This window comes from Lactococcus allomyrinae, assembly GCF_003627095.1.
Taxonomy (GTDB): Bacteria; Bacillota; Bacilli; order Lactobacillales; family Streptococcaceae; genus Lactococcus; species Lactococcus allomyrinae.
In genome coordinates this window covers 231,918-254,381 of the sequence record NZ_CP032627.1, presented here as the reverse complement: position 1 = coordinate 254,381, position 22,464 = coordinate 231,918, and the positions used below count along the sequence as shown (strand labels likewise).

The 22,464-nt window shown below is 37.0% G+C and carries 26 protein-coding genes; all 26 read right to left on the bottom strand.

Annotated features, from left to right (window positions below; all coding sequences use genetic code 11):
• Positions 1-219: 219 nt before the first annotated feature.
• A complete protein-coding gene (locus tag D7I46_RS01330; RefSeq protein WP_120771230.1) occupies positions 220-546 on the bottom strand; it encodes a hypothetical protein in 327 nt (108 codons plus the stop codon).
• 1 nt (position 547) lies between these two features.
• Entirely contained in the window at positions 548-871 is a 324-nt protein-coding gene (locus D7I46_RS01325) for a hypothetical protein (protein WP_120771229.1), read from the bottom strand.
• A 9-nt stretch (positions 872-880) separates the two neighbouring features.
• A complete protein-coding gene (locus D7I46_RS01320) occupies positions 881-1,519 on the bottom strand; it encodes a hypothetical protein (RefSeq protein ID WP_120771228.1) in 639 nt (212 codons plus the stop codon).
• A gap of 84 nt (positions 1,520-1,603) precedes the next feature.
• Entirely contained in the window at positions 1,604-1,963 is a 360-nt protein-coding gene (locus D7I46_RS01315) for a hypothetical protein (protein ID WP_120771227.1), read from the bottom strand.
• 122 nt (positions 1,964-2,085) lie between these two features.
• Positions 2,086-2,223 (bottom strand): hypothetical protein, encoded by a 138-nt coding sequence (locus tag D7I46_RS13195; RefSeq protein ID WP_162930805.1) that lies wholly within the window; start codon positions 2,221-2,223, stop codon positions 2,086-2,088.
• Between the two features lie 74 nt (positions 2,224-2,297).
• Positions 2,298-3,398 carry a DNA/RNA non-specific endonuclease gene (locus D7I46_RS01310; protein ID WP_120771226.1) on the bottom strand — a complete coding sequence of 367 codons (1,101 nt, stop codon included), beginning with the start codon at positions 3,396-3,398 and terminating at the stop codon, positions 2,298-2,300.
• A complete protein-coding gene (locus D7I46_RS01305) occupies positions 3,391-4,212 on the bottom strand; it encodes a phage antirepressor KilAC domain-containing protein (RefSeq protein ID WP_240424460.1) in 822 nt (273 codons plus the stop codon). The genes D7I46_RS01310 and D7I46_RS01305 overlap by 8 nt, the downstream gene beginning before the upstream one ends.
• Before the next feature lie 85 nt (positions 4,213-4,297).
• Positions 4,298-7,711 (bottom strand): DEAD/DEAH box helicase family protein, encoded by a 3,414-nt coding sequence (locus tag D7I46_RS01300; protein ID WP_162930804.1) that lies wholly within the window; start codon positions 7,709-7,711, stop codon positions 4,298-4,300.
• Positions 7,712-7,975: 264 nt separating this feature from the next.
• Positions 7,976-8,281, bottom strand: a complete 306-nt coding sequence (locus tag D7I46_RS01290) for a hypothetical protein (RefSeq protein ID WP_120771225.1) — start codon at positions 8,279-8,281, stop codon at positions 7,976-7,978.
• 211 nt (positions 8,282-8,492) lie between these two features.
• Positions 8,493-8,945, bottom strand: coding sequence for a hypothetical protein (locus tag D7I46_RS01285; RefSeq protein WP_120771224.1), 453 nt, complete (start codon positions 8,943-8,945; stop codon positions 8,493-8,495).
• 9 nt (positions 8,946-8,954) lie between these two features.
• On the bottom strand, positions 8,955-9,851 hold the full coding sequence (locus D7I46_RS01280; protein WP_120771223.1) for a hypothetical protein: 897 nt from the start codon (positions 9,849-9,851) through the stop codon (positions 8,955-8,957).
• Between the two features lie 3 nt (positions 9,852-9,854).
• Positions 9,855-11,924 (bottom strand): hypothetical protein, encoded by a 2,070-nt coding sequence (locus tag D7I46_RS01275; RefSeq protein WP_120771222.1) that lies wholly within the window; start codon positions 11,922-11,924, stop codon positions 9,855-9,857.
• Positions 11,925-11,939: 15 nt separating this feature from the next.
• Positions 11,940-12,578 (bottom strand): hypothetical protein, encoded by a 639-nt coding sequence (locus D7I46_RS01270; protein ID WP_120771221.1) that lies wholly within the window; start codon positions 12,576-12,578, stop codon positions 11,940-11,942.
• Positions 12,579-12,705: 127 nt separating this feature from the next.
• Complete coding sequence (locus D7I46_RS01265) at positions 12,706-15,009, bottom strand: DUF8208 domain-containing protein (protein ID WP_120771220.1); 2,304 nt, start codon at positions 15,007-15,009, stop codon at positions 12,706-12,708.
• A complete protein-coding gene (locus D7I46_RS01260; protein WP_120771219.1) occupies positions 14,999-15,343 on the bottom strand; it encodes a hypothetical protein in 345 nt (114 codons plus the stop codon). The genes D7I46_RS01265 and D7I46_RS01260 overlap by 11 nt, the downstream gene beginning before the upstream one ends.
• A 158-nt stretch (positions 15,344-15,501) precedes the next feature.
• Entirely contained in the window at positions 15,502-16,053 is a 552-nt protein-coding gene (locus tag D7I46_RS01255; RefSeq protein ID WP_120771218.1) for a hypothetical protein, read from the bottom strand.
• A 96-nt stretch (positions 16,054-16,149) separates the two neighbouring features.
• Positions 16,150-16,275: a hypothetical protein gene (locus D7I46_RS13615; RefSeq protein WP_276116992.1), complete on the bottom strand. Its 126-nt coding sequence runs from the start codon at positions 16,273-16,275 to the stop codon at positions 16,150-16,152.
• Positions 16,276-16,287: 12 nt separating this feature from the next.
• A complete protein-coding gene (locus tag D7I46_RS01250) occupies positions 16,288-17,259 on the bottom strand; it encodes a C40 family peptidase (RefSeq protein ID WP_240424459.1) in 972 nt (323 codons plus the stop codon).
• Positions 17,260-17,334: 75 nt separating this feature from the next.
• Entirely contained in the window at positions 17,335-18,312 is a 978-nt protein-coding gene (locus D7I46_RS01245; RefSeq protein WP_120771217.1) for a hypothetical protein, read from the bottom strand.
• Positions 18,313-18,315: 3 nt separating this feature from the next.
• On the bottom strand, positions 18,316-19,638 hold the full coding sequence (locus D7I46_RS01240) for a hypothetical protein (RefSeq protein WP_120771216.1): 1,323 nt from the start codon (positions 19,636-19,638) through the stop codon (positions 18,316-18,318).
• 14 nt (positions 19,639-19,652) lie between these two features.
• Positions 19,653-19,814, bottom strand: a complete 162-nt coding sequence (locus tag D7I46_RS01235) for a transposase (RefSeq protein ID WP_205570820.1) — start codon at positions 19,812-19,814, stop codon at positions 19,653-19,655.
• Between the two features lie 119 nt (positions 19,815-19,933).
• A complete protein-coding gene (locus D7I46_RS13190; protein ID WP_162930803.1) occupies positions 19,934-20,302 on the bottom strand; it encodes a hypothetical protein in 369 nt (122 codons plus the stop codon).
• A 265-nt stretch (positions 20,303-20,567) separates the two neighbouring features.
• A complete protein-coding gene (locus D7I46_RS01225) occupies positions 20,568-20,813 on the bottom strand; it encodes a hypothetical protein (RefSeq protein WP_120771214.1) in 246 nt (81 codons plus the stop codon).
• A 132-nt stretch (positions 20,814-20,945) separates the two neighbouring features.
• A complete protein-coding gene (locus D7I46_RS01220) occupies positions 20,946-21,533 on the bottom strand; it encodes a hypothetical protein (RefSeq protein ID WP_120771213.1) in 588 nt (195 codons plus the stop codon).
• A 16-nt stretch (positions 21,534-21,549) separates the two neighbouring features.
• The gene (locus tag D7I46_RS01215; protein ID WP_162930802.1) at positions 21,550-22,206 is read right to left on the bottom strand and encodes a hypothetical protein; all 657 of its coding nucleotides are present in this window, start codon (positions 22,204-22,206) and stop codon (positions 21,550-21,552) included.
• 47 nt (positions 22,207-22,253) lie between these two features.
• Positions 22,254-22,451: a hypothetical protein gene (locus D7I46_RS13185; protein WP_162930801.1), complete on the bottom strand. Its 198-nt coding sequence runs from the start codon at positions 22,449-22,451 to the stop codon at positions 22,254-22,256.
• Between the last annotated feature and the right edge of the window lie 13 nt (positions 22,452-22,464).

Below are 22,464 nucleotides of genomic sequence, written 5' to 3'. Positions count from 1 at the left end.
ATATGAACCTAAATGAAACATATAGTATCCTCCTAATGGTTAATGTTTGTAATAATTTATTATCTCGCAGTACAAAAAAAGGACTCAAACAAGTCCTTTATCTCACCAAAATCAAAATGAGCGTTCCCAAAATGAATGCCATAATAACTACATTTCTTAACGCATTGATTTGTCTGCGTAAATCATCTTCTACCTTTTGAGAACCCCGAATTTCTCGATTCAGGATATTAGCGGAAATATCCCCCAAGCGTACATTGGATAGAACACAATCGCCACCAATTGAATAAGCATGGCAAGCTGTCTCAGAATAGCTTTGACATTAAATGTCGTAGGTAAATGATGTGAATTAGAATACACCAACGGTTGCAAGAATAATGTGCCATAAGCTAAAGCCAACAAGAGCAGAAAAGGCAAAACAATGTTAAGTTTTACTGCCACTAATGTCTCGCCCTTTTCTTTTGTCAACTGTCGTTGATAAAGAAGGACGGCAACCATCGCCCAGATAATGAGGATTGAGTAGAGGACAATAATTGTTAAAGTTATCATATTAACCCCCTTGATGTGTTTCAAACCATGTTTCTATTTCTTCTGTGCTTATTTTCGGTGTTTCGTGCGCAAGAAACCACGTCAGAAAGGTAACCAATTTCGTGGTGGCATAACGCTCTTTTTCTCTCTGGTTTTCCTTGAAACTTTCCGCATATTCTTTTAATTCCTCTCGCACAACTTCAAGCAAGCTGATAGGCACTTCAAGAGTAGAATAGCCGTCTGAATACTTATGTACCATTTCTGAGTCTGGCTTATTTTGTTCTTTTAAGAACAGGTCAAAGTGATAAATGATTGCATCAAGCGTTTTTTTCCTGTTTTCGTCCATAATACTTCCTCACTTCTGTAAAAATTGACTGAGTGTTTCTTTTTCAAGAGCAACTACTTTTTCTTGATGGTCTTTCAAGATACGTTCCAGTCGTTCGTTTCTACGTTCTGTACGCCGATATTCCTGAATGAGGTCATCAGCCACCATTGCAACAAGAGGAGCAATCAAATTATAAAATTCAACAAGGGGAGCAAGACCATTGACATCAAAAGCATCTTTTTCATTTTTATCAATCAATTCCCACAACGCTACGGGAAAAATAGAATCCGCAAGAAAATAAAGAGCCATCATTGCATTATCTTCTGGCATTAAAAACTCCAAGCAATTATCTGTTAAGCTATTATCTGTTGCTATTACTCCACATGTAAGGACTTGACTCACCGTTTCAATAAATGATTTATAACGCTTTGATGGCGTGTAATTCTTATCATTCATCGCAATATTAAAGAAACGAATAATTGGATTTCTTTTAACCTCTACCAAACACAAGGTTTCATAGGGACTGGGTTTCTGATTATCCAAATCTATGGCATCTCTTAATTCTTGTAACTCAGGTGCCCTTGATGTTGCAAGTCCCCATTTTTCAAATTCTTCCTTTTCAACTTCTGTACCATCTTCAACTTTGTACTCTTCGACTTTGTTTTCCAAAATATTGCCTCATATTCTTTCATATTTTTTATACTTTCATTATCTCAAAATGTAAAAAAGGCCTTGAAACAAGTCCTTCACCTTTTATTTTTTTAATGGCAGCAACATATCTAGGCGGTCACACGCTTCGTAATTCTCTAGTTCCTGTAAAAGTAATTCCTTTACAATTTGGCAGTAAGCTGGGTTATGGTGTAACTTTAAGGGACTAGATAAGACATCCTGTTTTCTCATTTTCTCAACTCCGATAAAAAGTTGCACCTTAATTAAGGTTTTAATTGTTGCCTCAGAAAGTTCCTCTCCTCGTACATTCCTAGCATTTTGTTTGAACCACTTTATCGCCTGAGCTAAAGTTTCTACATCGTACTCGTACTTCAATTTATCTTCTGCATCTTTTTCCCAAAGAAAATCAATGAGTGCGTCTTTTTTTGAATAGTCTTTTGCCATCTGAAGGAGTGCTTTAAGATATCTCTGGCGATTACTCTTTTTCAGGCTTTTGTTATACTCAATCAGATACTTTTCATGTTGCGTTCTCTCTGCATCAAATTCTAGTTGACGAACTTGTGCGGCTATCCCTCTTCATGGAGTTGACAGAGTCGCACATTTCGTTGCGCTTCTTTTATCTTTTTTGCCTTAACCTGATAGTAATTCTTATCTAAATCTGCATTGAATTCTTGAATGAATTGTTGGCGGTATTTTTCGAGCATTTATCTTCCCTCCTGTTAGTCACTACTTTCTAAAAAAATTATATCCCAAGAAAAAATACTTGGGATAATTCTCTTTAACTTGCTATTTTTGCGTTACCTGTGCTGTAATCAATCATAACACCTGGTTCAACATTCGGAATAAAGACATTAATATTGACGATATTATCACTAGACTTCGCTTGTATTTGCGTTCCTGATGGCACTTCATTCTTTCCATCATAGATAGGTTTGACGGAATAAGAAATGAGCGCAGATTTATGACTTACTTGTTCTTTACGCACTATATCTTCAAAATAATTTTGCCCATAGCCAGATGTGCCATATTGACCCTCTATGGCTTGATTCGCCCAAGCTGTTTGTGTCGTGACATTATCTGCATAGTATTCCGAAGCGTTCCATTGTCCTTTTTGGGTGGCATAAATTGGCATAGAAAATGAAACACTCTCTCCTGACCAACCAGAACTGAGAGCTGCACCTAGTGAATGACCTTTATTATATAAGTAATTTCCATAAGCAGGGGCGTTGATTTTCAATTGTTTGTAGCCCGCTGGTTCCCAGTTTATTTCAGTTGTTACGCGTTTAGCGCTCATACTGTGTGACAAAATTGCCGTAGATGCAGAAAGTTGTCCATTTGCACTCAAGGTACCCGATTTTAAAAATGGCTGTCCTGTCGGTGATGAAAGTGTTGATTTATCGCTATTGACGTAAAATGAACCATGTCCATCATAAGTCACAGTATTTCCAAGCTGTTTTCTAACATCTGATGTCAATACTGACTCTGCCAAACTTTCTGTTGGTTGTTTATCCATTGTCTTACCATAATCAACATTTCCTTGAGTTGTCGTTGCACTAGATTGTGTATTTGGATTTGCCTTATCTAATGCGGTATTTGCGTTTGAAGCAACATTCCCAGCCACTGTTTTTCCTTTATCTACGGCTGATTTAATACTACTGGTGTTAGGTGCCGAAAATTTCACATCATCAATTCCCTTTGTATCAGAGTTCTTCCATATCCAAGTTCCTGCATTTTTTAAAGTTCCTAAAACATCAAAGCCATGTGCGTTAGCCACGCGCACTGCCACGAAAGCTAATGAAAAAAACAGGACCAATAAAAATAGGATAGCTCCGATGGTTGCACCGCACCCTCGATTTGAATTTCCACCTTTTTTAGCCATACTTTACCTCTTGTTCTTGTTCAATCAATGGAAGAATATTTTGATTGAGCAGTTTTCTATAAAGAAACTCTCTTCCTTTCTGACTCCAGCAAGTATTTACTCGTGTATGTTGGATACCATTATGGTCTAAGAAAGAAACAGTACGGCTCTTAGTGTAGCCTTTTGCTTGATACTTTGCGTATAAAATCCATTGTCCGTTGACCTTGTATTGAATTTTTAATTCGTGTAAAATCCGGTTGAATTGAATAGCAGACATCCCGTAATCTTGCGCCAGTTGTTTGACGACCATTTCATCTTTAGATTCTAAGATGATATCAAGATACCGTGTTTTTTCTGTCGCTTCTTCTAATTCTAGTTTTAAGTTTTCTTTTTCAAGTTGAAGTTGAGCAGTTAATACTTCTTTCTCTTGAAGCTCAATTTGTAGTCTATCAACTTTTCGTTCAAGAATTTGTCTGCTTCGCATAAGAATCATTTCATCAGAATTCCATGCTTTTTCAACTAAAATAAAGTAATTACGATATTCACGCCCTTTTTCAGTTTTACTTTGCATAGCTAAATGTTTTGCAGCGTCAATCGTCAAGACGTAATCATCGAATAATTGACTCGCTCCATTCCCTTTTTGAACAAGGTAACTTTGAGGTTCCCTTGTAAAATCTTCTTTCTCGATAAGCAATAATGAGTTTTGTTCCCACCACGCTGAAAATTTCTTTGAAAGTCCAAGTCCTTTATGCAAATCCCTTGCACTTACTACTTGTTCGCCATTATCATTTTGTACAACTTTAATCAATTCTTGCATCGTTAAATTTGAATTCATCTTCTTTCCTCCAATTATTTTCTACAATAATTATCCCACAAGAAAAAAAAGGACGAGAAAAATGTCCTTTTATGTATCTGCTTTATCACAAAATGGCTGCTACCACTGTCTCCTTGTAAAAAAATTCTTTGAGTGTTGAAATCGGAATAGAGAGATGCTTTTCGCCTCTAAAATGCACTTCAGAGCTAAACCCATAGAAATGGTCAATAATTTGTTTTTTTTTTCTTTCCTTGAATGTTTTCTTATTAAAATCAGAAATGTGGACTCTCACATAATAATCCCCTTCACGTTTTGTAAGAGCGATAGCAGTAATCCGCCCTTTATATTTTTTCATCCATCGTCCATTAAGTGCTTTAACTAAGTACCATTCATCAGGAAACAACTCTTTAATTTTATCTTCACGCGCCTTGCTGACTTCTTCGGCTTTTTCTCGACTTATGATTTTTTCTTTTTGCTTTTGTTCTTTTTTCACCCGCTCCTTTTTGCGGGCTTCTCGCCGTTTTTCTTGTCGAAGCTTTTCTTCTGAGACTTTCCAAGCTTCCTTCGTTTGAGTGTAAAATTCTTTGTTTTCTTGATAAACAATACCATCTATTTCTTTTTGAGATTTTTTCTGTAAAAAGGCTCGTTTTATTGCCGTTACTCTGTTGCTTTTTTCTTCCATCATGGCTTGAAGCATGGCTTTTCGTAACTTATCATTAGCTGTCACTTCTTTATCAGATGCAATCAACTCTAAAAATTGCTTTTCTATCAGTTTATCAAATTTTTTAATACGCTCTTTTATCTCAGAGTGTTGTATTGAGGAAGAATTCTCTTTATTTTCAATATTTTCTAAGCGTTTTGGTTGATATGTATTTGGATGGATTGAGCGTGGCACTTCCCAGAAGTTTTCTGCTATTTTTCCTATGACTTCGGACGCTTCTACTTTTGTCCATTGGTCAGCCTGTTTAAATCCTTTATCTTTAAGAAGTTTCACTTGCTTCAGCGTAGCTTGGTCTGGTTCACGATGTGTTAATTGATTGATTAAACTCTCAGCTTGTGCGTAGGTTTTAATCAAAGAAGTATCTATATTATTACTATCCAACCAGTTTTTTTGATTTTGACTCATTGTCATTTTCTGGGTTTCATCAGAGAAATCCACACCATTCGCATTCCCTAGAAAAATTTCAAAAGGGTCAAGCTTTTTCCGACGGCGCCGAATAGAAAGAGCTTCTAATTCTCGTGTCAACTGTGCATATTGTGCTTTTTTATATTCTTCTTTCGCTTCTTCAACTAACTCGTCAACAGCTTTTGGTTCGCCATTTTGTGCGAGGAGTGACGCATTATGTACCAGTGCTTCATTTTTGGTAAGAAGCGAAACAGGATGACAGAGTGCGTGCTTAGAACTATTCCAGAGAAAATCTAAAATAAGGCACTCTTTTTTTCCTTGCGATAAGCGAGTTCCCCGCCCAATACACTGTGCATAAAGACTTCGGCTTTTGGTTGGACGAAGCATAACAATACAATCCACAGTCGGACAATCCCAACCTTCAGTAAGCAAAATGGCATTCACCAACACTTCATATTTCCGATTTTCAAAATCTTTGAGAATGGTATCCCGATTCTTAGATTGTCCATTGACCTCAGCAGCACGAAAGCCTTTTTTATTTAGGATATCCACAAAACGTTTGGAAGTCGCAATCAACGGCATAAAAACGACTGTTTGTCGTCCTTCACACGCGAGGACCATTTCATCTGCGATTCGTTCTAAATAAGGTCCTAAAACATCATCAAGTTCAGATTCATTAAAATCTCCTGCTTTCATATGTACGCCGTTTAAATCAATATTAATTGGAATAGTCTGAGCGGTTAATGGAGAAAGATAGCCGTCCTTAATAGCTGTTGCTAAATCGTACTCATAAGCAACACTGTCAAATACTTCTCCTAAATCTAATTTATCTGTCCGGTCAGCTGTCGCTGTGACACCTAACATATTCGCATTGGGGAAATAGTCAATGACTTTGCGGTACATCTTTGCCATAATATGATGTGTCTCATCGACCATAATGGTGCTAAACTGTTCTGGGTCAAATTGATGCAGACGTTTATCATTTTTCATGGTTTGAACAGAAGCAACAACGACTTGTGCTTCCGAACCAATACTTGTCTCTTGGGCTTTCTCTTTTACAGTGGTAAGTGCTGTTGCTTTTTCAAATTTATTCATTGCTTGATTTAGCAGTTCTCCACGGTGAGCAAGCACTAAAATTTGTTTGTCTGGATGAAGACGTTGTTGTTCTTCCGCGACCTTTGCCATGACTATCGTTTTGCCACAGTTATGAGTAATCGTAAAATCATCTAGTAAGTAACGATTATCTCCATCTACTGTAAAACCAACATAATTATCTTTTCCAACAGGAGTCACAGTAAAACCTGTTCTAAGTACATTTTTCTTTTGTTTTCTTTTGGAAGCAATTTTATGCGCTACTCTACATGGAATTCTATCAGTATTTCCACTAATACATACACGCCAATAAATTGCTTCAAAATTTAAACTTTTTATTCCTTTTTTAGCTTCAGACATATAAGCGGCTAAACCAACCGAGCGACAAAGAAATACCAAATCTTCTGCTAATTGTTTTGATTTAGATGTAAAATCATAAGTTGTATTGCTTAAACTTCCATCTGTATCTAATAATCCTGCAATTAATTCTAGTCTATCTTGCGTAGATGCAGTTTTGTAAATTTGTGGAATAAATTTTTCTTCTGAGCCTTTATCAGTTAAATCTAAAGTATCTAAAATATTTCTTAATTTATTATTGTGCTTATGATTATCTAAAAATTTATATGTTTTTGCTCGTCCAGCAGGTGTATGACTAAGCTCCATATTAAGTGCCTTAGTTTGATTAATGAGTTCTTCAACAATTTCTTCATCCATAGTAGTCACATTTAACTGATACTTCAAGCCACCATCTCCAAGAAGAACACCAAGAAAATGAGGGGGAAGAGGTAAAGTAACCTTATTTAGAAATTCAACCCCTGTTGTTCTAACTAATTTATGGATATGCTTTTGTGTTTTACCCCATGAAAGCCAATCATCTACTGATACATCTACAAAAGAAGCATCATACTGATAAGATGGATACTGTGGCGAATTATCTCCACGCCTTCTTGTTTTCACCAAAGTTAGTTTATGATTCCCTGTTACAAAAAAACTTTTTCCTTTGATAGGTTTAATCTCATAAATTTCATCTTCTCCTTCATGCCGTTTTAATACTGTACGAGGAGAGCCGTCACCCCCTAATAATTTATCACCAACTTTGATATTTTCAACTTTTTGAACAGTTCCATCAGCCATTAAAAGACCTTCACCGACTCTATGACACCCTGTTGCCATAACAACTAGGGTTCTTTTGTTGCCTTTTTCCCATTCTGCTTCAATCGCAGCTTTCGCTTCTTCTTGATAATAGCGCAATTTTACGGAAGGAACATCATTTTTAATATCCAATTCTTTAATCAAATCCATATCAAACTTATTCTTTCTTATGCTTTTTCTATTATTATCTCATGTCTTTTCTTTTGTCGGGTAAGAAGTCCGCTGTAGTACCATTTTCAAGCACTAAAGAAAGAAAAATAGGAGGAATAAAATGTTTCTCACATAGAATGAACACTTACTTGTAAAAAATAAGAACTTGTGGTATTCTGAAAGTCCCTTTGTAACCTTTAGGCAAAGGAAAAAGCAGATAATGATTGTCTTTTGCAATCACTCTCTGCTTTTTTTGTTTCTGATTTAAAATACTCCCAAAATTTTGAGTAAAAGTAAAAGATTCAAAAGGGTAAAAATAGTACGTCCTATATTCTCTAAGAAATGAAAGCTAATCACTAATATGACTGCAATTCCTAAAACTATGAGCGGATTCTCTTTAAGAAAATTCCAAAATCTTTCAAGGTCGCTCTGATGCGTTGCCATCATCGCTTTACCTTCTTGCACAAATCGTCCCGTATTGGCTTGAAGCCAAGCAAAGACTCCTAAATTAGAAACAACCGCCCATACTTGAAAGGGATAACGTTTCACTGTTCGTACTAACTGATTCATATTTTCTCCATTTCTCGCCAAAAAATTGGCAAACGCATCATTATACCATAAAAATATTACAAGTCCCAAACAAATCCTTAGCCTGACTATCCGCATGGTTGAGCCAAACTTTTATTGCAATTTTTCTATCCTCATAACATTATCGCCTATTATTTTTTATGCCGGGTAACCTTACAAAAATATCAGCCAGCAATGAATGGGCTGATATTTTTTAATGAATACTTTGATTGATTGCTTTGAGTTCTTGTGCATCTACAATTCCTAAACGTGCCATACGCTCCAGTATAAGGCTCTCTATCGCATCCACGGTATCATTATAGACATCATACTCCGCAGCCTCTACTTCTGCCCACTGAATCGCCTTGATATTATAGGTCTGAAATTTCTGCCTACGCTGTGTCAATGAACGAAGGATGTTACGATAATTTCTCCGTCCTTTATATTTATTAGACCAACGTACCCCGTTCAGTGAAAGGACTGTTGTGATGATAATAATGGGAATGATAAACCCCAAACTTAGTTTTTGATTATAGAGACTCATGAAGAGCGGCAGCTGCACAGCTCCTGCTCCAATATACCAAACATTGACACCTCTAAAGAGCTTCATATCTTTCTTTTGTGTAGAGTAAATTTTAATGGGTTCGTTTAAATATTGACTACTCATTTTCTTCTCCTAGCCCAATGCTTTTGCAATGGCATCATCCGTGGTCGCCTTTTTAACCGCTTCTTGAACATTTATGGCTTTCTTTAGATTTTCCTGTAAAGTCTGTTGTTGAGCCTTTGCTTGAGCGATATTGGCTTGTTGTGTAGCGACATCCGCAGTTAATGCATCCACCTGTGACTGATTGGCATTTAACTGGTCCTCTGTTAAATTCGTTTTATTTTGAGCGTTGATAGCATCAATCGTTTGATTATCTTTATTGAGCTTATTTGTCGCTTGCGTCAACGTCTTTCCCTGCTTGGCAATTTCTTTGTTATACAAGTTAATTTGATAAACCAATTCTTCCGTTATTAAATGACGATAATTTGGGACTTGATACTTCACTTTATTGTTCGGTTTGACTACAAAGGGGTCTGAGACTGCTTGGGCTTCATTTGTCGTTCCCTCATCACTCACTATAGATAAATTCTTTATGGCAATAGATTGAGAGATAATAGGCAACTTAGCTTGTGGTTTATACTCTATCGCAAAGATATGTGCCCCTGCTTGATAGACTTTGCTTTCAACCGCATTCCCATTTTGAGCTGTAAGAGTAGCTGTCACTTTAATAGAGAGCGCACCATCTGTTTGTGGCGCATCAATATAATAAAGAGACTGTGCCATTTTCTTAGAGGCACTAAGACTGGTTCCGATATAATAGATATTCCCGACAGCTGTTACTTGTGAAGTGTTCATTTTCGTCAAGGTGGGCGTCACAGGTTTTGGAGGAGTACGCAAGGTAAATCCAAGAGCAAGAAAGAGTACAAGCACGCCTCCTATGCTCCCATACAGCTTTCGTGCGTTTTTCTTATCAGAGTGGCTAAAATCAATTTTTTGCTCATCTTTGTCATTCGTCTCTCTTAATGCCATGCGTTATTCACCTCCTGAATAGACTTGATTACGTACAGGGTCAAAGTGGACGCTCATTTTCATAACCGTCTTCCCAGACATAAAGACACATTGCCCTTTGTCAAGAAGTGGAATAGCTTTTGCATATTCCTCCGGGAGGTTATCTCCAATCAAATCTTTGATTTCAGCTGAATTATCCAAGTTAAACAAAAAACGATACGTCATAAAATCAACAATCTTATTAATGGATTCAACAGCGGTCATTAATTCTTTTGTTTGTGGTGTTCCAGAAGGACGCATTTCCTTTGGTGTCTGTGTTGCCAACCAAATCGCACCATAGAGTTTACGTAATTCACGCAAAGAGGTCGTTACCTGTTCGGCAATAAATGGATTATGAATATTAATCAAATTATGGCACTCATCTATCATTAATATCGTGTGCATCACACCATCTGGGTCGCCCCCCTCTGCCACATAATCACGCTGTTTTAAGCCCGAAATTAATGCTTGTGAAACAATCAAGTTAAAGGCATTAGCAAGCTGAATTTGCTGGAAAGCTCGGTCTTGGGCTAATAATGTATCCAAATCAAAACAAACTACCTGCTCTTTAGTCAGGTCACGGACATTCGTTATCCCATCAAAGACACCAGAGCCTACTTCTATGAGCATTTTAAGTGCTGTTTTCATTTTATATTCTGTTGAAGCGTCTGTAAAAAGTTCTAGAGTCTTGTAAACAAAGTCTTGAAGGTCAGATAAAATAGGATATTCTTCAGGAGACAAAGATGTCACATCTGGCATTCCAAACTTCGCTAAATCTTCTGGGCTTCTCCAAATACCATAAGCAATATAAAACTGATTCAAAATAACAGACATAGCATTCGATTCGGTATCCGTAATTGTGCGGTCAAGTAATCTGAAATTATTCACGATACTTGAAATATGGGCTGTAAATGAGGCTGAAATATCTATCTCATTTTTTCCCGAACCGTCTTCGTTTACCTTTGAAACAGAGCCAGAAACCTGCATCATGTTGATACGCTCTGTTGAACTAAACATACCAACGACAATCCCATTGACATCTTTTGTCCATTTATTGTATTCATTATTTTTAGAAAAGGTGATGATTCGATTCCCAAGGGCTACTTGAAAATCTAAATTCTTCTTAATGAAGTGAGATTTCCCCGCTCCGGTCTTCCCTAAAATCATGATATTACTTGCGGTACGTTGTCCAATACGATACCAAGGGTCAAAGAAAATAGCCCCTCCTGTGTCTGTTCGTCCCTGATAAGCACCCTCTGGGTCTGTCAACTCTGTATGATTAAAAGGATAGCCTTTGGCGAGGTCGTTTGAACTAATAGAAAAAGGCGCAATTTTATAAAAGGAACTAGAAGTCTGTTCAGGAGAAAGCCATTTGGCATCATAAAGTGCTTTCGTGTCACTTGGAAAAGCTTGCGCATGAAAGCCTCCTCCTTTAAGTGTATTGACTAATTCCGTTAAACGCTCCTGATGCGATTTTTTGTCCACCGTTTTAATGGTGAGGCGCACGGAAATAACTTTTTGAGAGGATTCCCCTTGAAAGGTTCCCAGAATGAGTTGTTGCAATTTTTCCACTTCAATTTGCGCTTCCATTGCCGCAGAGTCATCTTTGGCGTGTTCTAGCCCAAATTTTTCTTCTCGCAGCATCTTTTGATATCGTCGTCTCGTTGTTACTTTGTTTTCAGACTCAATATTCATAATACAAATCACATCTGGGGCTGATTCTGCTAAGTTGACAATCCAAAAAGGCAACGGACTTTGAGGGAATGCATCAACAAGAACTGTCGTTTCTATGCCACTCCCTGTTTGAACATAACTTTCTTCAAAAGTAATCGTCCCTGAGGGCTGTGTTTTGGAAATAAAATCAACATCATAACCCTTTTGACGTTGTTTCGCAATCAACCGCTTTAACTGCTCCAACTTCATTCGTTCGTTTGTATAAGGTGGTCGCGCACTCTCCTCTTTTTGCTTTTCTTTTTTATTGCCTTTTATTTTGATAGTCTTTTTCTTTCCCAATATCGTAGGATTTGTTCCAAGTAATGTTGGTTGTTGTCGCATTCTTTCTCCTTTGATTTATTCAACAAGTTTTTTCTCAATTTCGGCTATTTCATCCATTCCTTTGATTTGCTCATAAGGAAAATCATTGTTAATAGCTCCTAGTAACATGATGCGCTTCTTTAAGCTTCCCAACTTACGGTCAAATATTTTAAAATAAAATACTTTTTGTTGGTCTGTCAGCTCTGCTTCATAAATTTTCTGCATTTCAATTTCCAACAGTTGTAGTTGCTTTTCAGTCTTTGCCTTTGCAATACGTCTTGAAAGATGTTCCTTTTGCAGGCTTGAATCAATCTTAGTCGCAAAACTAACGAACTGAATGCCTTTAACATTTGCTTCCAAGAATTTAGCGAATCCACGAATACGGCGTTCCAAGTTTTCATCAGAAATATCAAATAAATCAACAGCTTCGATTTTAAGGTAGGTATAATAGCCTCCCCCAGCTTTTGGCGAGAGTATGACATACGTATCCTCAGCAATTCCTATAATGAGGGGATTGTATTCATCAAGTGAACCTTTCCCTAAAGAAGCTAAAGACAAGCCTCCGCTAGCATTACCGCTTCCCAAACTTTTTAATTCTGGTAAAAATAAAAGAGCTAATAATCCAATGGTTAGAATTGCCCCAATGATGCCGACAATCAGTAAAATATGTCCCAAAAAAGTACCTCCTTTGTCTTTCTTTTTGATTATCTCAAAATAAAAAAAGAAGCTTGAAACAAGTCCTTCTTTACACTCTTAATAAAAAGAAAAACTCTAAAAATAGGGCTTTCCTTCTGTTTTTATATTAATATTTTTTTGTAGGACGCTTAGGCGGCAATGACATATTGCTATCCACATTTACCTCGTGCAATGGATGACGATTAACTTCCTCAAATCTCATTTCTTTTTGTGCTTTAGGTGGTAAGCTAACATAGGCGGCATATTCCCGTGCAAGACCTATTTTAGATTCTGTTTCATACGCTCTTGTTGTTGCTTTATTAGCCTTACGAACAGCAGAGATGTCATGTCTATGTGGGATTGAATAACGTACAGCATCTTGCTTTGCCTTCGCTTTATTTTCTAAATGCTCTAGTTTTCTATCATCACCATTTCGAACAGCTTCATTCATTTTCTCAGAAGCCCCCGTTCGCTTAGCTACACTTGTATTTTTCATCATTGTTTTACCAAAGTTTCGAGAACCCTTGCGAATAGAACCTGCCGCTTCTATTCCGGGAGAAATAATCCCTGCTCCAAGACCAACAGCAGCAGCTTTTATTTTGCCTTTACTATTGTCATGATGCTCTGCATTCTTTCGAGCTGTTTTTGCAGAAGATTTATGATAAGCATTCATCCCCTCCTGAAAACCACGATTAACTTTACCTCCCATAAAGGAAGCTGCACGCGCTCCTCGAAGATTTGCCAATGTTCCACCTATGGTCGTTTTCCCTCCATTTTGTGCAGCAGAACGTTGCATAGCACCTTTAATATCTGAACCAACTACATTCTTTCCAAGACGTGTGACACCTCCAATCGCAGATTTTGCCGCATTCATTGCCATCATACTTCCCACGAGACCTCGTGTTGTCATTCCCATATTGGAATTTCCCTGCATCGCACCCGAAGCACGCCAGAACCGTGGGTCTTCACGAGAGAAGCCTGCAAACATCAAAAGCAAGATAGGCGTTATTACAGATTTAAGAAGATTTTCATACATCCCCGAAGCTTGCCAACCACTTACCAATGTCCCAATAACCGTTGAAAATCCAATAAACATGTTGACACCAATAACGGTCATAAACAGAGAAAGTAACATTTCAAAGGTCTCATCAAGAATAAACCTTGCCCCTTCTTCTGTTCCTATTTTTACTGCGCCTGTTGGAATGCCTAAAATTAAAAGATTGATAAATTCCCAAGCAATCTTAGCAATTTTAAAGATAGCAAAAATATAAACCATTGTGAGCGCAAACTCACCAATAATAATAGGAAGCCATGAAACGTGCCAAACATAAACACCAGCACTAATACTTGGAATGCCCGATGTCCGTGAGTCCAGATAATAGCTTGCTTTTTTATCTGGATTTGGATTTTCATTCAAGTCTATATTACGTGCTGTATAAATGATTAGGTTTTCTTTATCTACATCCGCATTACCCGAAGAGAAAAAATCTGAAACCTTTGAACCAAAGTCTCCGTGTGCTGCGTGAACCCAGTCTGTGGATGTATGATTGTCACTGTTATAGGGACTATTTTTTACGATTTGGTTGATGTCAATATTATAAATATCAGACGGTTTAGTGTAGGCTTCTACACCTCCCTCACTACCAACGGCATAACCTGAACCAGCAATCGCTCCAATCGGAATGAGTCGAAAAGGATTGAGGTTTGATTCTCCATAATTTCCCTTAATTGTCGTATCTTCTTCATATTTTGCTTTCCCATAAATAGGTAAGTCTTGAGCATTGGCGTCTTCTGCATCAATAAGATTATTTCCTATCATTTGAGAAGCAAGCGTCACTTTGAGACCATTGGCATCTGTTGTCGTGCTATTGGTAAATCCTACTGCTGAAGAAAGCGACTGGAATATCAAAAGTCCAAACATAAGCATATAGGGAGCCAACATAATAATTCCCGCATTTTTGAGAAGCGTCATAATGAGTTCGTTGACTGGACGTCCTTTGCCAGTAAAATAATGAAAAGCATTAAGAGCAATCGCAATCGTCACTCCCACAACAATGACCGCTGTCCCTACAAAAAACAAGAAAGCAAAGGGACTTGCTGCAATTTGGTCACTCACAGAAGCTTTAGCGCTTGACCCTTGGCTAAGAATACTGAAAATTCCTTTTGCGGGAGAGATGTACCATGTCATGAAGTCAGCCAAAGCTTGGTTGATAGAAAAGAAAAATTTAACAATTCCCCATCCTATCAAGCGAAAGATATCCCAAATGACACTTTGCGTGCTCACATAATCTTGCCAAGCTCGAATGTGCTTAATTGCTTCTGCAGAATCTTTTGACATCAAGCTATCATCCGCAAACGCTTGGATACGGAGACTTAACAAGAAAGTGAATGAAACCAAGAGCCCGCCAATTTTCGTTTTTTTAAACCGCATGGTTGCCTTCCTCCTGTTCTATCTCCACTTTGATAGTATAGAGTTCTTCCAAAAGTTGACGGACCTCCCATATCCAATGCCCTAACAGTTCCGCATTTTCTGTTTCAATTTTAGTGTGATAACAGAGTTCAAGCATTGCCGTAATTATCAACGTAAGAGCAGGAAGTGTGATTGTCTGAATGTCCCATTTTATAGTAATTGTTTGTGGGCGCACCGCATAGTCTTCCGTAGAAATAGTAAGACTTATCATAAGTGAGCTTTCAAGGTCATTATCTAAAAACTGGATAGCCTTTAATTGCAGGTCATTCGCAATTCCTATGAATTCTTCTATCATCAATGGACGCGCCAGATTGACCCAAGGAAAAACAACTTTCTTTCCCTTGACTAACAGCGTATTAAATTTGAATTTGATGATAACCCCCCTTTCAAAAGTGGTTTGGTCTCATTATCTCGCAACACAAAAGAAGGACTCAAACAAGTCCTTCTTTATCTCTAGCCTGTAATATCAAGTGGTTTATAACCATTTAATAAAGCATCTGATATGATTTTAGAAACAGGGAGTGCGATTAACATAATGACAACAGCGATGATACACGTCATCAACATCGTTTTCCCTTTCTTTGCCATATCTTCTCCACCCAAGAACATCAAGGCAGCTCCAATACAAGTAAGAACAATTCCAACTAGAATAAAAGCAATCAACAATGCTAAAATGGCATTTCCTGCACTCACAATCGTATCGACCACATCTTGTGCTTTCCCTCCACCAGCAACCGTGATATTTGCAATCTTGACAGCTTTTAGAGCAGTTTGCGCGCCATGTGCTAAAGCAGATGCTAGGAGGGCAATCAATGCCCCTGTAAGAATTTTACCAATAGACTGGCGAGCAGCATGTACTCCATCTTGTCCTCCAAAAATTAGCTTTACGACCGCAAAGCCAATGGCAACAAGAAATAATGCGATAAAAGCTCCCAACATAATCCATACGATGATTGGTAAGTTGTTGTTGATGACCGTATAGATACCAGAAAAAACATCTTTCATTTTTTCTCCTTTAAAGAATTTAATTTTATACTGTTTAATTATCCCAAAATTAAAAAAGGAGCTTAAAACAAGTCCTTTCTTTCATCATTAAAACTGCTAGTCTCCCAATTTATCTAAAATAGCTTCAACGGCAAGTGCTATGAACCCAATGATTCCCATGATGATTGCAAAGATTCCCACGCAAACCGCTAAAGCAGCAATTAAAAAATAGATGATGAACATGACTCGTCCTTTCTAATAGGTTAAGGCATAATCTGGTTGCCAATAAGTAAGACTGGCAATGACTGTACCGACAGATGGATTCTCTGCATTAATCATCTCGTTATTTCCTAGGTAAATACCAACATGTCCACCACCATCAAAAATCAACAAATCCCCTGGCTGAGCCTGACTAAATGGGATGGAGTGCCCCGAAGCCATTTGGTTGTAGGTTGTGCGTCCAATTTCCATGCCGAGTGCTTGTCGATAAACAAAAGAGGTAAAGCCGGAACAATCCCAACCGGAAGGTGTTGTGCCTCCCCAGACATAAGGGACACCCAAATATTGTTTTGCGACGCTGATAATCTTGGCTGCATTGCTACTACTTGAAGATACTATAGTGTTCGAAGCTGTTAGGGCAGATTGAACTTCTGATGCGGTAGTTTTAGTATTGGAAACTGGGACAGACTGGAGAATATTATCACTGGCTTTGTTTTCTTGTGCTTTAAGAAATTCAGCTTTTTCTTTGGCAGAGAGTGTATTATATTCTGTTTGTGCTTCTTTTAGCGCTTGATTTGCTTTTTCTATCGCATCATCAGACTTCTTTTTCTGTCCTTTTAAATCGACAAGCGTTTTATTTTGTGCTGCAATTTGTAGTGCTTGTTGCTTTTGTAAGGTGGAGATGCCATTCATTTTCATCAAAAAATCAGATAAATTCTTTGAATTCGCCACAATAGAGATAATATTATTTCCTGAACCTAACTGACTGGTTTGGACTTCACGCGCCTCTTCTTTTAAAACACTCTGTTCTGTCGTCACTTCTTTATTGAGCTTATCAATCTTTATTTGAATGAGCTTACTTTGATTAAGTTGCTTTTGTGCTGTAGCTTGTGTCGTGAGAATATCCTGTTTTGCTTCACCTGTAGTCTGTGGTGTGGCTGCTACAGGAATTGAACTACAAAGTAATAGTGAAGCTATAAATAAAATACTTATCTTTCTTACTGTCATACATTTTCCTTTTTGTTTTTATATCATTATTCTCTCACAAAGAAAAAAGGACGGGGGTAAAAGTCCTTTTGGAAACTAGCTGAACAATTCTTCAAGAGAAGTTTGTTTCACATTATTTGTGATGGTTTTCTTTTCTTCCAGTTCAATATGTTGGTGTTCTATTAATTTTTGTAATAGTTTCTCAGCATTTTCTTGGTTAGTGGCACTTTTTTGAATAAGTTCCAATAATTCATTATGTAGGGGTTGGAAGTTTTCTGTCAACGCTTCTGACACTTTTTCCTTTAATTCTGTTGTGTCCTTTTCTTTTTGAGTGAGACCTGCTAGTTCTTGCTTTAAATGGTTCAGGTTCTCTCCTTGTGTTGTGACGAGGGTTGTCAACTCCTTCAAGCGTTTCGCTAAGGTATTGAAATACAACTGACTCTTATCATCACGCGCTAACATTTGCTTACTTTCTTCTAGGGAGATGAAAGAGACTGTCCGTGGGTCAAAGATAGAAAAATAGTCCACTCCTTTAAATTGTTGCTTATTAAAGACATAATAGCTATTTACCGGCAATTTTCTCGGATGTTCCACCCAGTCTAATACTTTTTCTTCTGCTTCTGGAAAGATATTCACAAATTCTAGGAGACGTTGAGGATTGGTAATCACAGGACGTGAAATTAAGAAGGAGTCGAAGCCATTTGATAGCGTATATTTATTCTCTGGTCCATGTAACCAATCCTCGAAACGAGCAAGAATAAAGATGGCACGTACATTAGAATTTAATAACTTTGTCAAGGTACTTTTTTTCAAATCGCCTAAAGCATCATCAATAAACATTGTGCAATTTTCCTCAATGATACCCCCTGCAATACTTTCGTCTAGTTTTTCCTCTGGTGTTTGAATAAACTGTTGTGAGGCTTTAAGCTTACCCTCAAGAAAAGCATCTGTTCCTTGCAAATAAGAACTTGCGACATAAAGCAAATTTCCTGCACTGTTAATAATCTTAGAGAAAAAAGGGTTCTGAGATTTATTTGTGATAAAATTTGCTTCTAAATAAAGTGTGATTCCCATTGATTACCAGCTCCCTTCAAAATCGTCATCATCTGTTGATTCTTCAATCACTTCATCGTCAATATCTTCGCTTTCCTCGTACAAGATTTCTTCTTCAACTTCATCATCATTTTGATTTTCTAACGTATTCTCAACTTCAGATATTGATTTTTCTTGCTCAGCACCTGTTTCTATTTCTTCATCCGGCTTTTCGGATAAAGCCTCAGAAAGGGTTGTTTTTGGTTTTTCAATAGGTTCAATAGGTTCCAATGGCTTACTTTCCTTAAAAGGTTGTTTTGCCGTTAAAGCTAATTTTGAAAGTTTCCCATTTTTATCCCAGAAAACAAAAGCTTCTTCAATGCTTTGGTCTTGCATCATTTCAAGAATAATTAAAACAGGAGGATAGGGCAGTTGGTCTAACCCGAATTGTTGATTGATAAACTCTGCCATTTCACGTGTTTGTACAATGACCGCAAAAAGGTTAATGTCCCCCTCAAATCCGGGAATACTTTTATTAGAGTAATTTTCTGCAATACCTATCCAGGCTTTAATGGCTTGTTTGAGATAGAAAGGATTATCATTTTCAAAGTAAGTATAAGCAAAAAGGGATGTCTTGACATGAGAAGCGAGTTCAAAGGTTATTACGCAGTTAGACACAGGTGTAGAATAGTTTATTTCCGCATCAGAAAATCCTGTGAAATGACTTTCATAACCTCTAAAGTTCTTTAAAGCAAGGGATGCCAAAAAGACATCCACGATAGACCATGCACGCGCAAAAGCACGCGGAACTCTTTCAAGGTAGCTATCAGGCGAAGCAATAAAATAATTAATACCAAGCTGCGCACGCAAATGTTTTGCAAAACGATAGCCCTCACCTGTCAAGGATAAAATAGGTACATCAAATGGTGTCTTGTCAGAACCTGTATAAATCATCTTTCTCAAAAGATTATTCTTTTGTAATTTGATAATCGTTTTATCCAAAGCTTTCTCACGTAACTTTGGGGCAACGATTTCTGTTAATGCTTCACAGTAAGAAAGCATATAATGCTCTACTTGTAATTTATGGGCAAAAGTTACTTTAGCTAAGAAACGTAGCAGTTCAAACGCAATCGGGTCATCTTTAATATCCGAAAAATAAACCTCTTCATAGTCTGACGAAGTGAGGTACTTTTTAGGGGCATGATTTTCTTTATAGAATGATAAATCAAGTGAAATGTTGCCTTTTAATGTTTCCAAATTTATGAGTGAAGGGATAACAATAACAGGGGCATCCTCTTCACTATTTTTATTCTTTTTTAAGTATTTTGGAAGTAGTCGGGTAAAAAGTGTTGTTTTTATATCTCTCACTTTGAATTCCTTTCTTAATTTTTACCAAAACCGTTAGGCTTGGCAAACGGTTGGGCTTTATATTCCAACTGATTGGTGAATTGTCGCCAGCCTGCTCTTGCAATAGAGCGAGCAAGTTTGTGATTTTTAATCATGTTAGAGGGTCTTAATGTTTCAATCGCAATGTTAAGTATCAACTTCCTCTCTTATTATCTCACGGAGACAAAATCCGTCAGGCAAATTAACAGTAATGCGTCTTTCATCTCGGCATTAAAATACCGAGTTTTTCGGTGCTGTCCCATAGGTTTTATTATCATTACTTTCCTTTTGAATTTTCTCCTTTGAAATATTGAATAGCTTCTTGAATACTACTCTTATCCGCAGAAAACACTAATTGATGCTCACTATTTAATACTGCTTGGGCTTCTTCAAAAAGTGTGCTTTCATCTGTTTTAGGACGTGTCACAATAATTGTATGTGCTTTTTGTACTTGATAGCGTTGGACAAGTTGTTTTCCTAAATGGCTTCTTACTTCCACAAAATGGACTTGTGCGCGTGGTAAGTCTTTTATCTCCTGTTCAATCGTCTGATGTGCTGCATTACAATAAGGACAACCAACTTTATACAAGATGATAAATTGAGGCTTAGAAAAATCTATCTGACTTTCATGATGCGTATTATTCATCAACAATGGCAATTCTTTTTGTATATTTGCCTTCGAAGCATATTGCAGAGTTTGAATAAAAGGTGCAGGTTTTGTAAATAAATCCCAAACCAAAAACAAACGCAAGGGGAAAGCAATAAAAAAAATTGAGAGAGTAATGAGTATTCTTTGCCATCGGCTCAGTCTGCTCTTCTTCCGCGAAAGTATAAGAAAGCTCGAAAGACAAGTAAGCACGATAATGACAATAATTATCCAAATGAAATCTAGCAACGTCTTTTCCTACTTTCTAAGCAATCACTTTTTTGTGTCTCAAAATTTGAACAACTGTACGAGCAAGATTAGAAAGTTCTTTTTTTTGAGCATCACTCAGTCTCGTTTCATGAGGTTCTTTTTGCTCAATAATTAAACTGAGAAATTCAAAGTCATCGCAAATTTTTATTTTTCTTTTTAAATCAGAAAAGGCAAGGGAAGTTTGTTCTTGTAAAATTCCGCAAGTGTCTAAAAGTGCGATTACCGCTAACTTAGAAGCCATAAATGGGTTCCTCTTTCATTTTAATTTGATACTTTCATTATCTCACGGTTCTATTTTTTTCAGGAAATAAGTCCTTTGTCGAACATTTTCAACAATGCTCTCCAATAAAAAAACGCTTATCAGCGTTCTTTTTCAATGATTAAGCAATGCATTGCAGTAGTCAAAAAACTTATTGTTCCAAATATGTGCTTTCTTGTTAGAGTAAAGGCTTATGACTAGTTTAAAGCCCGACCATACACATCGCCAACCCAACACTATCTGAAAAAGCGTCATCATGTTTCCACTATTCATTTCTTTCAAAAAATCACTCAATTCGCTGGGTTCCGCCATCACAGCAGTCCAAAAAATTATGAATACAAGGAATAAAACTGTTAGTCTCACTGTCTCATAGACAAAGTTGAACAACGTTCCAATACCAAGCATTGCCACTTCAAAACTATTCACGACGTCATTCTGTTTTTTGAAGCGTTCTTCTACACTTTCTAGCATATCTTGTGTATTAAAATAAGAAATAATTCCCTTTCCTATCCTAAATAATACAATCAAAAATAAGGCTAATAGAATAACATTACTTGCTAGTAGGAGAGCGTTATGATTGATAATCATTGCTAGTAATAGGGTAATGGATAAAGGCTGACCTATATCTTTTATCTTGGTTTCAGAAATAATACTTTTCCCTATATTGATGAAGCTTATTTCTATTTCATCTCTCATCTTCATTTTATTCTCCCATTCGCTATTGATACGACTTTGTACTCGGATTCCATATCCAAGTCACATCTTTTTTAATCACACTTACTTTGCCGTTTTGAAGGCTCAAAGAATACATTTCTTTCGTTTGATTATCATTACCGGCAATAGAAGTTTTGTACTCTACTGTCACATCATATTGGTACTGTGCTTGACTAGAATTTTTAATGATAATCGGTGATATATAAGATTGTGTATAGTTAATGGACTCTCTGACATTGTTTCCATTAGCTAGGACATTAGGCATTAAGTAATTGACGACTTTCTCATTGGAAAGTTTAAGCATATTTTCTGCACGCTGATAAGCAGGCATTGTTGAAGTGTTGAAAGTAAGATAATCCGCAAAGAATTCTGTAACAATTTTTTTATTCTGTGCTTCTTTATCTGCTACACTTTCAGATGAAGATGAGGGTTTCGTAGTAGCCACTTGTTTGGATGAAGATGAAACTTTTGGCGCAGTTTGTATTGTTCCACCGTTTAAAGTATTTTTTGTTTTTGATGTTCCTTTGTCTTTTACATTTGGTGAAAGCTGTTCTGTTTTCTCGTTCTTTGATTGGGACGTTTTTTTGAGTGAGTTCCCGCAAGCACTTAATAAAGTTAAACTCGTTAATGAAAGCAAACTCGCTATGATTATTTTTTTCAAACTCATCTTTCCTTTCGTTATTTTAGTTTTCAAAATTCTTTTTTCTATTATGAATTTAAGTGAAACCCAAGAGTACCCATTTCTTCTAAATAATGAATATGTTGTTTGCTTGTTAGATGATAAGCCTGACATTCTTTACAAAAATATTTGCGAATGGGACGATAATCATTATGAGTTTCTTGTGCAGAAACTAACGCATACAACGCACCTAAATTTGAATATTTGATTTTCTTACATTCTGACATTTTCCCCTCTCCT

Bases quoted from the DNA above. Each gene is read 5' to 3' on its own strand.
- D7I46_RS01265 (WP_120771220.1), bottom strand. From the start codon at position 15,009: ATGCGGTTTAAAAAAACGAAAATTGGCGGGCTCTTGGTTTCATTCACT.
- D7I46_RS01325 (WP_120771229.1), bottom strand. From the start codon at position 871: ATGGACGAAAACAGGAAAAAAACGCTTGATGCAATCATTTATCACTTT.
- D7I46_RS13185 (WP_162930801.1), bottom strand. From the start codon at position 22,451: ATGTCAGAATGTAAGAAAATCAAATATTCAAATTTAGGTGCGTTGTAT.
- D7I46_RS01245 (WP_120771217.1), bottom strand. From the start codon at position 18,312: ATGGGAATCACACTTTATTTAGAAGCAAATTTTATCACAAATAAATCT.
- D7I46_RS01330 (WP_120771230.1), bottom strand. From the start codon at position 546: ATGATAACTTTAACAATTATTGTCCTCTACTCAATCCTCATTATCTGG.
- D7I46_RS01285 (WP_120771224.1), bottom strand. From the start codon at position 8,945: ATGAGTAGTCAATATTTAAACGAACCCATTAAAATTTACTCTACACAA.
- D7I46_RS01255 (WP_120771218.1), bottom strand. From the start codon at position 16,053: ATGAAAGATGTTTTTTCTGGTATCTATACGGTCATCAACAACAACTTA.
- D7I46_RS01290 (WP_120771225.1), bottom strand. From the start codon at position 8,281: ATGAATCAGTTAGTACGAACAGTGAAACGTTATCCCTTTCAAGTATGG.
- D7I46_RS01260 (WP_120771219.1), bottom strand. From the start codon at position 15,343: ATGATAGAAGAATTCATAGGAATTGCGAATGACCTGCAATTAAAGGCT.
- D7I46_RS01310 (WP_120771226.1), bottom strand. From the start codon at position 3,398: ATGGCTAAAAAAGGTGGAAATTCAAATCGAGGGTGCGGTGCAACCATC.
- D7I46_RS01305 (WP_240424460.1), bottom strand. From the start codon at position 4,212: ATGAATTCAAATTTAACGATGCAAGAATTGATTAAAGTTGTACAAAAT.
- D7I46_RS01250 (WP_240424459.1), bottom strand. From the start codon at position 17,259: ATGACAGTAAGAAAGATAAGTATTTTATTTATAGCTTCACTATTACTT.
- D7I46_RS13195 (WP_162930805.1), bottom strand. From the start codon at position 2,223: ATGCTCGAAAAATACCGCCAACAATTCATTCAAGAATTCAATGCAGAT.
- D7I46_RS01275 (WP_120771222.1), bottom strand. From the start codon at position 11,924: ATGCGACAACAACCAACATTACTTGGAACAAATCCTACGATATTGGGA.
- D7I46_RS01280 (WP_120771223.1), bottom strand. From the start codon at position 9,851: ATGGCATTAAGAGAGACGAATGACAAAGATGAGCAAAAAATTGATTTT.
- D7I46_RS01220 (WP_120771213.1), bottom strand. From the start codon at position 21,533: ATGAAGATGAGAGATGAAATAGAAATAAGCTTCATCAATATAGGGAAA.
- D7I46_RS01300 (WP_162930804.1), bottom strand. From the start codon at position 7,711: ATGGATTTGATTAAAGAATTGGATATTAAAAATGATGTTCCTTCCGTA.
- D7I46_RS13615 (WP_276116992.1), bottom strand. From the start codon at position 16,275: ATGTTCATCATCTATTTTTTAATTGCTGCTTTAGCGGTTTGCGTGGGA.
- D7I46_RS01315 (WP_120771227.1), bottom strand. From the start codon at position 1,963: ATGGCAAAAGACTATTCAAAAAAAGACGCACTCATTGATTTTCTTTGG.
- D7I46_RS13190 (WP_162930803.1), bottom strand. From the start codon at position 20,302: ATGAATAATACGCATCATGAAAGTCAGATAGATTTTTCTAAGCCTCAA.
- D7I46_RS01225 (WP_120771214.1), bottom strand. From the start codon at position 20,813: ATGGCTTCTAAGTTAGCGGTAATCGCACTTTTAGACACTTGCGGAATT.